This is a genomic window from Collinsella aerofaciens (assembly GCF_039758815.1).
Lineage (GTDB): Bacteria > Actinomycetota > Coriobacteriia > Coriobacteriales > Coriobacteriaceae > Collinsella > Collinsella aerofaciens_BP.
On sequence record NZ_JBDMSK010000013.1, the window covers coordinates 39869 to 54821 of the forward strand.

General features: G+C 62.1%; 10 protein-coding genes and 1 tRNA gene. 3 read left to right on the forward strand and 8 right to left on the reverse strand.

Features of this window, described 5'->3' with window-relative positions; all coding sequences use genetic code 11:
* Nucleotides 1-3: 3 nt before the first annotated feature.
* The 3 genes from ABHT90_RS06915 to argS all read right to left on the reverse strand — a co-directional run bounded on the left by ABHT90_RS06915 (nucleotide 4) and on the right by argS (nucleotide 6688).
* Nucleotides 4-1404, reverse strand: coding sequence for a hypothetical protein (locus ABHT90_RS06915; RefSeq protein WP_138112801.1), 1401 nt, complete (start codon nucleotides 1402-1404; stop codon nucleotides 4-6).
* Nucleotides 1405-1714: 310 nt separating this feature from the next.
* Nucleotides 1715-4255, reverse strand: coding sequence for a transcription termination factor Rho (rho, locus tag ABHT90_RS06920; protein ID WP_346982026.1), 2541 nt, complete (start codon nucleotides 4253-4255; stop codon nucleotides 1715-1717).
* 579 nt (nucleotides 4256-4834) lie between these two features.
* Nucleotides 4835-6688 (reverse strand): arginine--tRNA ligase, encoded by a 1854-nt coding sequence (argS, locus tag ABHT90_RS06925; RefSeq protein WP_346982027.1) that lies wholly within the window; start codon nucleotides 6686-6688, stop codon nucleotides 4835-4837.
* 341 nt (nucleotides 6689-7029) lie between these two features.
* Here argS and ABHT90_RS06930 point away from each other — a divergent pair, with 341 nt between their 5' ends.
* The gene (locus tag ABHT90_RS06930) at nucleotides 7030-7515 is read left to right on the forward strand and encodes a CarD family transcriptional regulator (RefSeq protein WP_006235480.1); all 486 of its coding nucleotides are present in this window, start codon (nucleotides 7030-7032) and stop codon (nucleotides 7513-7515) included.
* Nucleotides 7516-7631: 116 nt separating this feature from the next.
* Complete coding sequence (locus tag ABHT90_RS06935; protein ID WP_346982028.1) at nucleotides 7632-8231, forward strand: HD domain-containing protein; 600 nt, start codon at nucleotides 7632-7634, stop codon at nucleotides 8229-8231.
* Between the two features lie 70 nt (nucleotides 8232-8301).
* Here ABHT90_RS06935 and ABHT90_RS06940 read toward each other — a convergent pair whose 3' ends face one another.
* Nucleotides 8302-9588 carry a glutamate-5-semialdehyde dehydrogenase gene (locus ABHT90_RS06940; protein ID WP_346982029.1) on the reverse strand — a complete coding sequence of 429 codons (1287 nt, stop codon included), beginning with the start codon at nucleotides 9586-9588 and terminating at the stop codon, nucleotides 8302-8304.
* Between the two features lie 113 nt (nucleotides 9589-9701).
* Between ABHT90_RS06940 and ABHT90_RS06945 the strand changes: the two genes are divergently transcribed.
* Nucleotides 9702-11120 (forward strand): alpha/beta fold hydrolase, encoded by a 1419-nt coding sequence (locus ABHT90_RS06945; RefSeq protein WP_346982030.1) that lies wholly within the window; start codon nucleotides 9702-9704, stop codon nucleotides 11118-11120.
* Nucleotides 11121-11373: 253 nt separating this feature from the next.
* Here the strand turns inward: ABHT90_RS06945 and proB are convergent, their stop codons facing one another.
* The 4 genes from proB to ABHT90_RS06965 form a co-directional block, all read right to left on the reverse strand.
* Nucleotides 11374-12501: a glutamate 5-kinase gene (gene proB, locus ABHT90_RS06950; protein WP_346982031.1), complete on the reverse strand. Its 1128-nt coding sequence runs from the start codon at nucleotides 12499-12501 to the stop codon at nucleotides 11374-11376.
* A 76-nt stretch (nucleotides 12502-12577) separates the two neighbouring features.
* Entirely contained in the window at nucleotides 12578-14083 is a 1506-nt protein-coding gene (locus ABHT90_RS06955; protein WP_346982032.1) for a nicotinate phosphoribosyltransferase, read from the reverse strand.
* A gap of 83 nt (nucleotides 14084-14166) precedes the next feature.
* Entirely contained in the window at nucleotides 14167-14625 is a 459-nt protein-coding gene (locus ABHT90_RS06960; protein ID WP_346982033.1) for a hypothetical protein, read from the reverse strand.
* A gap of 64 nt (nucleotides 14626-14689) precedes the next feature.
* Nucleotides 14690-14762: transfer RNA gene (locus ABHT90_RS06965), tRNA-Ala, on the reverse strand.
* Nucleotides 14763-14953: the final 191 nt, after the last annotated feature.

Here is a 14953-nt window from a genome sequence, read left to right on the forward strand (position 1 = left end):
AAGTTATGCCTCCGCGCGGAGCGGCGCGAAGCTGGCGGTACCGCCCTCGATAACGCTCAGATAGGCACGGCCCGTACGCTTGGCGGTAGAGGACTGCAGGCGCTCGATCTCTTCCTCGAGGATCTGATTGACGCGCTCGTGACGACGATTTTCCATAATGCCGGCGGCAATAGCCTCGGCCCGCTCGATGCTCTCGCGCGAGATACGGGCGGTATCCTCGGGGAACACAGCGCTGTGACGGCCGACATAGGCGGGAGCAGCAGGCTGAGGGGCAGCGACGGGAGTGGGGACTGCAACAGGAGCGGGCTCGTCAATCTCATCCAGAATCGCGGTGGCGGCGGCCCACATGTCCTCGTGGCCCGAGTAATCGGCCATGGGGACATCGACCTCGAGCGAGGCGTCCGGAAGGTCGCCGGTGTCGATGCGATCTTGGGCATCAATCGATGCGGTGATGGCTGCAGGTTCATCGAGGTCGTCAAGATCGATGTCCGCGGCACCGGAGATGATAGGCATGCTGGCGAGGTTTGCGTTGTACGGCGCAGCCTCAGCCGCCTGCTGCTGAGCAGGAGCGCCCCAAAGCGAGCTCTCGGCGGCACGGCGGGCGGCAACGGCCTCCTCGTCCGCGGTAATGGCTTCATCAACGTACGAATAATCGGCAGAAGCGTTCGCGTCGCCCGAGGTAGCGTTGTAGGCGTTATTGGCTGCCGCGTTGGCAACGAGTGCCACGAAAGCCGCCGTGCTGCCCGCAGGGGCGGCCTGGGAGCCCGACACGGCGCGCGCCGCGGCGGCGATGTCGTCACGATTGAAGGAGCCGGTCTGCCCGCCGTTGGTAAGCTCGTCGATGGCGACTTGATAGACGTCGCGCGAGTGTGCAGGGTCGCAGCTCACCGGCGAATCGTCGTCGAGCATACTGTCGATCATGGACCAAGCCTCGGCCTCGTCCATAGCATCTGCGGCTCGAGCGATGGTAGGGACACCATCATCGGCATGACGGCGCTGGAACGCACCAGTCAGGCCGGAAAGGTATGCCGAGGTAGACTGCTCCGCCTGAGCCTGAGAAGCAGAAGCCGCAGCGTAAGGAGTCGCATCCTGCTGCTGAGCCGGAATCGAGGCGGTCTTGAACTCACTTTGATGTTGATTGAGATTGGCAGCACCGCCCATGGCATCGGGCTGGAACAGACGCTCTTCACGCTGCGCACGGTACTCGGAGATGCCCAGCGAGGCGGCATAGATACCCACGCCCGCCACCGCGCCCACGGCGAAGGGAACCGCACCCGCCACGACCGTCTCGTTCACCGACGAAAACGGCAGCGTCGCGGCATACATAACCACGGGGGCGGCCAGGCCGATCCCGCACGAAAGTCCGGCAAGGACTGCTCGTTGTGTTGCATCAGAAGAAGCCATGAGCTCTCCCCATCTTCCAGCACCCAAATCGCATCATTCAGTTGGCTGCGCGAGAGAAGATGAAGCGGGGCTATGCCCCAAAGCAACGGTATATGGTTCGTTTCATCTGCGTTTTCCGTCGCGAAGCTTAAAAGCTATTATGCGAAACCGCCCTGTCGATTGCAAGCGACGATGTCGGATTGAAACGGGAAACCTGCTGCTTGCCAGTCTTATGGTCGATAACTGGCGCCGAGTGGCGATATAAAAAGGGCCGAGGCGCAAGCCCCGACCCTTCATCGCGCCGGCAATAACGCCGCGTGCGGTTGACGACTTAGAACGTCTGCTCGTAGTCGCTATGCTTTTTGGCCGAACGCACCAGGAACTCCTGGTTGGTGTTGGTGCCCTTGAGGCCCTTGATAAACGATGCGGCCGCGCGCTCGGTATTGTTCATGCCGGCGAGGATGCGACGCAGACCAAAGACAAACGGGCGCATCTGCTCGTCGACCAGCAGGTCCTCGTTGCGCGTACCCGAGGCAACAGGGTCGATGGCCGGGAAAATGCGGCGATCGGCCAGGTCGCGGTCGAGCTTGAGCTCCATGTTGCCGGTACCCTTGAACTCCTCAAAGATGACCTCGTCCATCTTGGAACCGGTATCGATGAGTGCGGAGGCCAGGATGGTGAGCGAGCCACCGTTCTCGATATTGCGGGCTGCACCCAGAAAACGCTTGGGCGGATACAGTGCCGCCGAATCAACGCCGCCCGAAAGGATGCGGCCTGAGGCGGGCGCCGCCAAGTTGTAGGCGCGGGCAAGACGCGTGATGGAGTCGAGCACAACTACAACATCGCCGCCCAGTTCCACGATGCGCTTGGCGCGCTCGATGACGAGCTCTGCCACGCGAGTGTGGTTGTCGGCGGGCATATCGAAGGTCGACGCCACAACCTCGCCCTTGATGGAACGCTGCATATCGGTGACCTCTTCGGGGCGCTCGTCGACGAGCAGGCAGATGAGGTGCACCTCGGGGTTGTTAATCGAGATAGACTGGCAGATTTTCTTGAGGATCGTCGTCTTGCCGGCCTTAGGCGGGGACACAATCAGGCCACGCTGACCCTTGCCGATCGGCGACACGATGTCGATGGCACGACCGGTAATGGAATCCTTGCCATGCTCCATGCGCAGCGGCTCGTTGGGATAGACCGGGGTGAGGTCGCCGAACTTGGGGCGATTGCGAATCTGCTCAGGATCCATGCCGTTGACGGTCGTGATCTTGGCGAGGCCGGCGCGCTTGTCGCCGCCGCGCGAAGGACGCAGCGAGCCCTCGATGACATCGCCCGTGCGCAGACGCGCGGAACGGATGAGGTATGCGGGCACGAAGGCGTCGTCGTTGGACTTCATGTAGCCATGGGCGTGGATGATGCCGGAGCTGTCTGGGCGAATCTGCAGAATGCCCTTGATATCGCGGAAACCCTCGGCCTTTGCGGCGGTAGTGTAGATCTCCTCGACGAGCTCGGCTTTCTTCTTGCCGGTCGTCTCGATCTCGAACTCCTTGGCCTTCTCGCGCAGCTCGGCGACCTTCATGGCCGCGAGTTCCTCACGCGAAAGCGTGGGCTCGGTGGGGGCGGCGTTGCGCTCCTTGTTGCGCTGTTTGCGATCGCGCTGGCGGTTGCGGCGGTCGTTGTTGCGCTCGTCCTTGCGCTCGTTGCGCTCGTCGTTACGCTTGTGCTGGCGACGGTTGGGGCGAGCGTTGTCTTCGGCCTCGGCGGGCGCGGCGCCATCGGTTGCGGCGGCGTCGGCGTTAGCCACAGTATCATCGCTGGCCTCGGCCTTGGAATCGCCCTGCAGCTCGGCCTCGGCCTGCTGCTCGGACGCCTTGGCCTTAGCGGACTTCTTACGACCGCGCTTGGGCTTCTCGGACGCAGACTGTTCGACGTCCTGGGGCTCGGCGGCATCAATCGATGCATCGACGGTCGTCTCGGCGGAATCCTCGGACGCACCCTTCTTGGCAGCTTTAGCCTTGGACGTGCGCTTAGCAGCAGTGCGACGGCTGCGACCGGGACGGACGTCGGCAGGCTTGGCATCGGCGGGAGCGGCCTCGGAAGTCGTAGCATCCTGGACGGGTGCGTCGGCAGCGGTTGCAGACTCGGCAGCCGCAGCAGCATCCCGAGCGGCTGCGGCCGCGGCTGCGGCCTTCTCGGCCTCGACGAAGGCCTTGGGCTTACGACCGCGACGGTGCGGGCGCAAAGCCGGATCGACAACGGGAACTTCGCTGGCCTCGACAGGCGCAGCGGGCTCAACAGGCGATGTGCCCTCCCCTACCGCGGAACGGACCGAAGCCTCAGTGAGCTCGGGGGTTACCTGATCGGCAACCTGCTCGGCCTTAGCAGCCGTGCGACGGCGTGTGCGCGGTACCGGCTTCTCGGTCGGCTGGTCGGCGACAGGGGTCTCGGTGGCGGCAGGCGTCTCGGGCACAGACGGAGCTGCGAGCTCGGTCAGAGCCGCGGCCTCGCGCTCGGCAGCACGACGGCGGGCGCGCACCACCTGAGCCTCGCTAATCTGCGCCAACGCACGTGCCTGCGCGACCTCATCGGAAATCGGCGCCGAGGAGTCAGCTGCAACGGTGCGCTTGACGCGCGTCGTGCGCGTAGTACGGCGCTTGGGCTTGGTGACCTCCTCGCCGTCAGCAGCAGGCTTGGTCGTGCGGCGCGTACGCTTGGGCTTTGCCGGAGCAGCCTCCTCACCAGTTGCAGGCACGGCCTTCTCAGCCGCTGCAGGCGTAGGCGTCGAAGCAGCCTTAGGCGTCTCAGGAGCCGAGGCTTGCGCGGGCGCCGCGACCTGGTCCGACGCAACCGGTGCAGCGGGAGCGGCTTGCGTCATCGTTATTTCGTTTTCTTGCTGTTGATCAGACACAGTGTTTGCTCAACTTTCTTTTCAAGCCCTGTGATCACATGCTCCCTGCATAAACCTTCAGGGCGGCTAAACAGTCTAGCTCCGTCAAATACCGACGGACATCATTGATCTGTATCGAGATATTTGCGTCATATACGCAGCGTTAGTGTAACACAACCGCCGCCACCTGCAACTTAGTCATTGGGGACGTTCTTTCATTGGGGACATTCTTAAACGACCAGTCAAAAGGGACACTCTTTGGTTTAACACCCACAAATCTGACTCCCTCCGCCAAAAATATGGCGGTTTACTACGATGAATCGCTCAACCGCGACCACTCCGAAACTTGTTGAACTAAAACCGCAGGTAGATGCCTTGCACTTTTTAGCTAAAATCCGGCGTGGTTGGAATATCTCAATTCATCGTAGTAAACCGGCATAGTTTCGTATTTCCAGCAGTTCCAAATTCGTCAATACGTCGGCGTTTGCAAAAAAGCCCGACCTCCGTGGGAGATCGGGCTTTCAAGGCTTAGTTAAACCAAGTCTGTACGGTCAAATGACTCGCAGATTACATCTGCTCGGGCGCGGAAACGCCAACAAGGGTGAGCACCAGGGCGAGCGTCACGCGGACGGCGTCGCAAGCGGCCAGACGGGCGCGCGAGAGCTCGGGGTCGACGGGACGGCCCTCGCTCGGCAGAACCTGGCAGGCAGCGTAGAAGCTGTGGAAGTCGCCGGCGAGCTCCTCGGCAAAGTGAGTCAGGCGGAACGGGGCGCGATCGCGAGCGCAGCTACCGATGAGGTCGGTGAGCTCGTTGAGCTTACGCGAAAGGGCGAGCTCGGTCGGGTCGGTCAGCAGAGAGTAATCGACGTTCTCACCGATGGCCTTGGCGGCGACGTCCTTCATGCCCATCTCAGCGGCCTGCTCGGCGGTAACGTCTGCGGCACGACGCAGGATGGAGCACACGCGAGCGTGAGCGTACTGCACGTAGTACACCGGGTTGGAGTTGTCGCGCTTCTTGACGGCCTCGATATCGAAGTCGACCATCTGGTTGGAGCTCTTGGAGATGAGCGTGTAGCGAGCGGCGTCGGAGCCGACCTCGTCGACGAGCTCCTGCAGGGTCACCATGGTGCCCTTGCGCTTGGACATACGGACGGGCTTGCCGTTGCGCAGCAGATTGACGAGCTGGCCCAGCAGAACCTCAAACTTGCCGGGATAGCCAAGAGCGTCGCAGACACAGCGGACGCGCTCGATGTAGCCGTGGTGGTCGGCGCCCCAGATGTCGATGACGTGGTCGACGCGCTGGAACTTATCCCAGTGATAGGCAACGTCGGAGGCGAAGTAGGTGTACTCGCCATCGGACTTGATCAGGACGCGGTCCTTGTCGTCGCCCAGGTCGGTGGAGCGGAACCACAGGGCACCGTCCTTGGTGTAGAGGTAGCCCATCTTGTCGAGCTTCTCAAAAGCGCGGTCGACGGCGGAGGTGCCGGCGGTCTCGCCCTCGGTGTCCTTCACGTACAGAGAGCGCTCGGAGAACCAACGATCGAAGTCGCAGTTAACGGCGTGGCAAAGGTCGCGCATGTTGTCGACCATCTTTACATAGCCGCGCTCGCGGAAGCTCTCCATGCGCTCCTGCGGATCGGCGTTGACCCACTTATCGCCGTCGGTGCGCCAGAACTCGGCAGCCTCGTCGATGATGTAGTCGCCGCCGTAGGAGTCCTTGCCCAGAGTCTCGGCAAAATTGTCCTGATACGGATGGGTCTCGGGGTGCTCATCGTTCTCGTCGGCAACAAAGGCGTCGCGGTCGGCGATCAGCAGCTTGTGAGCCTCGTCGATATCCACGCCCTGCTTGGCGATGATGTCGGCAAGCTGCATATAGCGCGTGCTGATGGAGTTGCCGAAGGTGTTCATCTGAGAGCCGTGGTCGTTGATGTAGAACTCGCGCTGAATGTCGTAACCGGCGTGATCCATAACACGGCAAAGGGAGTCGCCCAGAGCGGCCCAGCGGCCATGGCCGATGTGCATGGGGCCGACGGGGTTGGCGGAGACGAACTCGACCTGGGTCTTCAGGCCGCCACCGACGTTGGACTTAGCGAAGTCCATGCCCTTCTCGCGGGCCTCGCCAAAGATGGCGTTCTTGACGGCAACGGAGAGGTAGAAGTTGATGAAGCCGGGGCCTGCGATCTCGACCTTCTCGATTGCGGGGTCCTCGGGCATATGGGCAACGACGGCCTCGGCGATCTTGCGCGGGGCGCAGTGAGCCAGCTTGGCGGACTTCAGGGCCATGGTGGAGGTCCACTCGCCATGAGAAGTGTCAGCCGGTCGCTCGATAGCGCAATCGTCAAGTTCAAATGCGGAAAGGTCGCCGGCCTCCTGGGCCGCAGCAAGCGCAGCGCGTACCAGCTCTTCAATCTTCTCGGGCATAGATCCTCCTTGTGTTAAAGCCCCGAGCTCTTGGTCACTCGTAGGGCAAAAGCCAGAGTTTATAGCACTCTATCACAAGCAGTAACTACTGTCGCAGGGTAAAGCTAATAGATATTGCATATGCACAAAAATGACTACCGCTCTTGCGCGGCGGTACAAAGTTGGCGGTTTGCCTGCTGTTTATACACGTTCCAGAAATGCATAAACGTATGAATAAGCCGTTCTATTTATCGAATACTCTTACCTATCGGAGTTGTGTGCTTTTCCTGCATAAAGTGATGTTTTGCGCACGTCAGCGTGGTATTCTTAACATACGTAAATTCGTATAAGTTGGAGGTAGCATGTTCTCAATCGGTCAACACGTCATTCATCCGGGTCAGGGAGTCTGCACCGTCGTCGGTTTTAGGGACGACACACCTCAGCCCATGTTGCTGCTCGAGACCAAGCAGGGACATGCGCAGACGATTCTCATGTACCCCGTGGCGCAGGCCGACCGTCTGCATGCCGCCATCTCCCAGCAAGATGCCGAGCACCTGCTGAGCCACTACGACGAGCTGGAGTGCGACACCTTTACCGAGCGCAATAGCTCGCTCGAGGAGACGCACTTTAAGCAGCAGCTCAAGCTGGGCGCGCCCGAGACGGTTCGCGTGGCAAAAACCATGATGCACCGTATTCGCCAGGCCGAGGAAGCAGATAAAAAGCCCAGCTCTTATTACATGCGCGTACTCAAGGAAGCCAAGCGCCGCTCCATCGAGGAGTTCGCCGTGGCCCTGGGCGTCACCGAAGAGGCCGCCGAAGCCCGTCTAGCCCAAGCCGCCCTCAACTAACCTGCCCACGCCAAAACCACCACAAAGGGGACAGACACCTTTGTGGTGGTTATTTCGTTCTAGTCGTTCTAGTAGTATTCATTCTTAGCGATACCTACGAGCAGAAGGAGTCTTTTATGGCAGAGCCGCTTTCCGCCGGAATCACCCGCGACCGTGCGTTCGAATTGCTCAAAGAGCACAACAAGGACCCGTTCCACATCACCCACGGCGAAACGGTCGAGGGCACCATGCGCTACTTTGCGCGCGAGTTCGACCCCGAGAACGAGGAGTTTTGGGGCATCGTCGGCCTGCTGCACGACTTGGATTGGGAGGAGCATGAGGATGACCCCATGAACCACACCATCTATGCGGCCAAAATCCTCGAGGGCGAGGGCGCATCGCCCGAGCTCATTCGCGCCATCCAGACGCACACGTCCGATTTCAACTCTTCGCTGCCCAAGCCCGAGCTGCAGATGGAAAAAATCTTGTTCGCTTGCGACGAGCTCACCGGCCTGATCGGTGCTGCCGTGATCATGCGTCCTAGCAAGAGCGTCATGGACTTTACGACTAAGTCGCTCAAGAAAAAGTTCAAGGACAAGCGCTTTGCCGCCGGCTGCTCGCGCGACGTGATTACGCAGGGCGCCGAGATGCTGGGCTGGGAGCTCCCCGAGCTCTTCGACCGTACCATCGCGGCCATGCAGTCCTTCGCGCCCGACCGCGACACCTTCCAGGCCTAACCGCCCACGCCACCTATAACCACCACAAAGGGGACAAGCACTTTTGTGGTGGTTTTCGTTTGTGAGGGGTTTAGGGGCGGACCTGGCCGGTGCCGCGGAGCTTGTATTTGTAGGTGGTGAGGGCCTCGGCGGCAAAGGGTCCGCGGGCGTGAAGCTTTTGGGTCGAGATGCCGATCTCGGCACCCAACCCAAACTCGCCGCCGTCAGTGAAGCGCGTGCTGGCGTTGGCATACACGGCCGAGGCATCGATCTCATCCAAAAAGCGCTCGCAAGCGTCCGCGTCCTCGGCGATGATGGCCTCGGAATGCATGGTGCCATAGCGGTTGATGTGCGCGATGGCCTCGTCCTCGTTCGCCACGACCTTCACGCTCATCTCGAGCGCCAGGTACTCGCGGCCCCAATCCTCCTCGGTCGCGGCCACGTAGTCGTCGCCCACGGCAAGACCGGAATCGGCGCATGTGGCGCACGTGGCCTCGTCGCCGTGAATGAGCACGCCGTGGTCGTGCAGCACAGCCACAGCCGCGGGCAAAAACGCGTCGGCCACGGCGCGGTCGACCAGCAGCGACTCGGCAGCATTGCACACGCCCACGCGCTGCGTCTTGGCGTTGACGATAATGTTGAGCGCTTTATCAAAGTCGGCGGATTCATGCACGTAGATGTGGCAGTTGCCCGTACCCGTCTCGATCACCGGTACAAGCGACTCGCGAACGCAGCGCTGGATCAGGCCCGCACCGCCACGCGGAATGAGCACATCGACAACGCCGCGAAGCTTCATGAGCTCGCCGGTGGCCTCGCGGTCGGTAGACTCGATCATCGAGACGGCCTCGCGCGGGAAGCCTTGGGCTTCAAGCGCATCGGCCAGCAGCTCGGCAATCATGGCGCACGAGTGATAGGCCAGCGAACCGCCGCGCAGGATGCAGGCGTTGCCGGTGCGGATGCAGATGCCAGCAGCGTCGGCCGTCACGTTGGGGCGCGCCTCGTAGACCATGGCGACCAGGCCCAGCGGCACACTCACGCGCGTAAGGTCCACACCGCTTGCAAGCAAGCGGTGATCGAGCACGCGGCCGACGGGATCGGGCAACTCAGCGAGCTTCTCCAGGCCGGCGGCCATGCCCTCAACGCGCTCGGGCGTCAGCAGCAGGCGGTCGAGGAGCCCCGCCGAGGTGCCCGCATCGCGCGCGGCAGACATATCGAGCTCGTTGGCGGCAATGATGCAATCGACACCATCGCGCAGCGCCGCGGCCATGGCGCGCACGGCCTCCTGGCGCTGGGCATCGCTCGCCGTGGCAAGCGCGGCAGAAGCGGCCTTGGCCTCGACGGCAAGATCGTGAACGTACGTGGCTATATCGACCGACATGGACGGCCCTTTCTCTTAGATGTTTGCCAACCATGGTAGCCGATTTATGCGCATCCTCGCCGACGGCGGTAGAATTGGTCAACCCGAAACACCGCAACGAATGGAAGCATTACATGGCGCTCATCACTTCATACCACGTCCCCGGCCTGTATGTCGAGGACCACAGCATCGATGTCCCCCTTGACTGGCGCGGCCTTGAGCCAATGCTTTTGGCCGTCGGCAGCACCATGCGCCGCGGCGCCATGCCGGCGCCCATCGCCGGCGCGCCCGAGAGCATCAAGCTTTTCTACCGCGTGGTTTGCGCACCCGACCGCATCAACGATGATTTACCGCTGCTCCTCTTTTTGCAGGGCGGCCCCGGCGGCGAAAGCCCGCGTCCGCTGTCGCCCACCAGCGATGGCTGGATCGAGGAAGCCGTCAAGCACTTCCGCGTCGTCCTGCCCGACCAGCGCGGCACCGGACGCAGCAGCTGTGTAGACGGGCGCACGATTGCCGCACTGGGCGAGTGCGCGACGGCAGCCGGCTCCGATGCCGCACGCTCGCAGGCGGACTTCCTCAAGCGTCACCTCGCCAGCTCCATCGTGCGCGATTTTGAGTACCTGCGCCTGGTGGGCTTTGGCGGCAAGCCCTGGGTCACACTCGGGCAGAGCTACGGCGGCTTTTTGACGCTGAGCTATCTGTCGCTCTTCCCCGAGGGCGTGGCGGCAAGCTTTACCTGCGGCGGCATTCCGCACGTGCCGACGAGCGCCAGCGAGGTCTACGCACACACCTTCCCGCGCATGGCAGCCAAGACGCAGCAGTACTACGACCGCTACCCCGCCGATGTCGAGCGCGTGGCGGCGCTGGCCGATGCGATCGAGGAGCAAAAGCCCGTGCTGCCCGACGGCTCGCCGATGACGGTGGAGCGCCTGCAGCTCATGGGCAGCGACTTTGGCATGAAGCCGAGCTTTGAGCGCATGCACTGGATTATCGACCATGCTTTTATTGACGGCGACGGCACGCTAATCTGCGGAACCTCGGTATCAGACAGCTTTTTGATGCGCGCCTTCGAGCGCACCAACACACGCACGAATCCGCTGTACTGGACGCTGCAGGAATTCATCTACGCCGATGGCGACACCATGCCCATCCGCTGGGCCGCGGCAGAAGAGAAGGCGCACCGCGCCGAGTTCGACACCCTCGCGCGCCCGCTCATGTTTACCGGCGAGGCCATGTTCCCGTGGATGTTTGAGCAGATGCCCGAGCTCAAGCCCTTCAAGCCCGCCATGGATCTGCTGATGGAAGACACCAGCTGGGACAAGATCTACGACCCGCAGCGCCTGGCGTGCAACGAGGTGCCACTCCAGGCCGCCGTGTACTTCGATGACATGTACGTGGATTCGGGTCTGCAGCTCGACACGCTCAGCCGCGTGGGCAACTCACATGCCTGGGTGACCAACGAGTTTGAGCACGATGGCCTGCACGGCAGCGTGGTGTTCAAGCACCTCTTCGACGAAGCCCTCAGCCGCGGAGACCTGCGCCAGATCTTCTAGCAAAGGAGTGTCCCCACCTGCCGGCACAAAAGGAACGCCCCCAAGTGCCAAGTTAATGAAGTCATTGTAGAAAGAGGACGGAAAGCGAAAACGCCCCTAAGCGAGTGGCTTTAAATCGTAGGTCGAACAAAAGAAGCGAGCGCCGCCCAGAGCGAACAAGTTGGCATGAAAAAGGCGAGGCATAGACCTGATGGTCATGCCTCGCCTTTTGAATGACAAATTGTCGCTCTGGGCGGCGCGCAGCGTCGACCCGTTAGGCGAAGACGATCAAATTATCTCGATGGATCGCGGGCTTTTCGGCCAGGTCTGCCAGCAGGCGGTTGCCGGCGATCTGGTCCTGGCGGCGTCCTGCCGCAAGTTCCAGCACGTCCGAATCGGCCTCGGCGATACCGCGGGCGACAACCATGCCGCTTGGGTCGCACACGTCGAGCACATCGCCCTCGGCAAACGCGCCATCGACCTCGCGAATACCCACCGCGAGTAAGGACGAGCCACGGCTGACCAGCGCCTTTGCGGCGCCATCGTCAACCGTTACTGAGCCATGCGCCTTGTCGCCCAGTGCAATCCACAGCTTGCGGGGCGCAATGTCCAGGCGCTCCGCCGGCGGATCGAACAGCGTACCCACGCTCTCTCCGCGGGCGAGGCGCACGAGCGCATCGGGCTCCTCGCCCGAACATATCACGCTCTGAATGCCCGCCGTCATCAGAATGCGGCTCGCACGAATCTTGGTAATCATGCCGCCCGTGCCCACCGATGTGGAAGAATCGCCCGCCGAGGCGATGATCTTGGCATCGATCTTATGCACGACCGGTACAAACTCGGCCGTGGGGTCCTCATGCGGATTGGCAGTGTAGAGGCCATCGATGTCCGAGAGCGTCACACACAGATCGGCAGAAACCAGGCAGCTTACAAGCGCCGCCAGCGTGTCGTTGTCGCCAAACTTGATCTCATCGACGGTAACGGTATCGTTCTCGTTGACGACCGGCACCACGCCAAGCTCCACCAGGCGCAGCAGGGCGTCGCGCGCGTGCAGGTAGGACGTACGGCGGGCCGTGTCGTGGCGCGTGAGCAGCACGAGCGAGGTGAGAAGGTCGCGCGCATGGAACTCCTCATCGTAGGCCGACGAGATGATGCACTGACCGGCCGAGGCGCAGGCCTGCAGGCTCGGCAGGTCGCCGACCGGCTTGCGGTCGAAGCCCAGCACGGGATAGCCGCAGGCGATAGCGCCCGAGCTCACCACGACCAGACGCCAGCCGAGCTTGCGCAGCGCTGCGGCCTGATCGGCAAGCCCGCCGATAAAGGCGCGGTTGACCTTGCCGTCGGCGCCCACAACCGTGGACGAACCGATCTTTACCACCATCGTTTTATAAGAAATCGTCATACGTCAAACCAATCGAATGTTGAGCAGGCGGGCGAGAAAATGATCCGTTTTCCTCCGTCCCCAAGGGATCATTTCATTAGTGAGCCCAGGGAAAGGCGGAAGCCGCGGCCATGTTTTTGCGCACGAGCTCGTCGCGCACCTGTGCCAGGCCCTGCTCCATGCCCACCACATAGGTCTGCGGATACAGGAAGCGCTTGTAGACCGGATCCAGATGGTCAAGCGCCCAGGCGCAACGCTCGCGTGCGTCCTCGATACTCTCGCGCGGGGCAACAGCGCTGCCATCGCGCACGATCGGCACCAGCAGCTCGCGATACTCAAGCTCCGACACATCGGTCACCAGGGCGGCATCGTTCACGGCCACGAGGGTATTGCCGCGCGCGGTGCCCTCCCCCGACAGATGATCCTCGTCATAGATCATGTCGCAGATCGGGCCGCCAAAGCCGTCGTAATAGCGGCGTACGCGCTGCACGCCCGGGATCGTGCGCTTGTAGGGCTGCTCGGAGAGCTTAACCACCGGCGTCCACGGGTCCGCCTCGCTCGCACGGCGGGCAGAAAGCTTATACACACCGCCCAGCGCCGGCTGGTCGTAGCAGGTCGCGAGCTTGGTACCCACACCAAAGCTATCGATGGGCGCGCCCTGGTCGAGCAGCGACTGAATCGTGTACTCGTCCAGATCGTTGGAAACCGAGATCCCCACATAGGGCAAGCCCTCGGCATCAAAACGGCCGCGCACATACTTGGAGAGTTTAGCGAGGTCGCCCGAGTCGATGCGAATGGCCGATAGACGCTCGCCCACCGCCTCCATCTCCTTGGCAACCGTAATGGCATGCTCGCAGCCCTCGCGCACGTCGTAGGTGTCGATGAGCAGCGTGCAATTCTTGGGGCTCGACTTGGCAAAGGCGCGGAAGGCCTCGAGCTCGGAGTCAAAGCTCATCACCCAGCTGTGCGCATGCGTGCCAAAGACGGGAATACCGTAGCGGCGCCCGGCGAGCACATTGGACGTAGAGGAACAGCCGGCAACGTAGCTCGCGCGCGCGACGGCCAGGCCGCCATCGGGACCCTGGGCGCGGCGCAGGCCAAACTCGGCCACGGGACGGCCGTCCGCCGCCAACACCACGCGTGCCGTCTTGGTGGCGACGAGCGTCTGGAAGCCGACGATGTTCAGCAGCGCCGTCTCGAGCAGCTGGCACTCCAGCGCCGGCCCGGTGACGCGCACCATGGGCTCGCGCGGAAAGACGAGCTCGCCCTCGGGCACGGCGTCAATGTTCACGTGCGCGCGGAAGTTGCGCAGGTAGTCGAGGAATGCGGGTTTAAACATCGCACCGCCGGCGGGAGCCTGAAGCGAGGCGAGGTACTCGATGTCCTCGGACGTAAAGCGCAGGTTCTCGACCAGCTCGGGCAGCTCGGCGGTACCGCACATGACGGCGTAGGCGCTACCAAAGGGATGGTCGCGGTAAAACGCGGTAAAACAACCCTGCTCATTGGCCTTGCCGCTCTCCCACAGGCCCTGGGCCATAGTGAGCTCGTACAGATCGGTGAGCATTGCAATGTCGGTGGGATGCGAGATGTCGGTCAAAGCCATGGGGCGACCTTTCGGATGCGTTGTGCAGAAGTTGAGGGTTGGACAAGGCAGAGTGTTCAGGCATGGCGCCCAGCGCGAATCGGCTAGAGCAGACCCATACTGGTCAAAATCGTGTAGCCCATAAAGACGACAAATGCGACCAAGGCGAGCACGATGATGATTTTTTGAGCCGGAGCCATGCCGGGGATCTCGCCCTCGCCCGTGGGCTCCTTGGAGGTGACCATGCGCTGGGCAAAGGTCATCTCGTCACGGCTCGGCGTGGGCTCGGCGGGCTTGGGGCGGGCGGCCTTTTTAGGCTGAGGTTTGGCCGCGGCAGGCGCAGGCTTCGCGGCGGCGGGCTTGGGCGCAGGCGCGGGCGCGGGCTTGGGCGCGGCGTTCGCGGCGGCCTCCTCGGCTTTCGCGCGCTCGGCACGCAGGGCAGTCAGCTCCTCACGCTCGCGACGGGCCTCTTCCTGGGCCTCGCGACGAGCCTTCTCGGCGCGGAGCTCTTCCAACTCGGCGCGCTCCTCGTCGGACAATGGTTGGGACTCAAGCTCGGCCATGGTACAGCCCTTTCTTTCAAAAAAAGCCGCCGACACAATGTCAGCGGCTTATCAAATCCAAGGGTGGAGACGAAGGGAGTCGAACCCTCGGCCTCTGCCATGCGACGGCAGCGCTCTCCCAACTGAGCTACGTCCCCAGGACAAGTTGATATTTTACCTACGGCTCGCCAACTGTCAACGCCCAATACCCAGTCTTTTTGAGACGGGGATATTCTGACTACCTTTCGAGCAGGCAATCCCCTCGATGATTTTTTAAGGCTCTGTTAGACCAGAATTGACATTCTGCCTCAATCATCTTTTTGAAATTGCAAAGCTATCGACCCCTTGC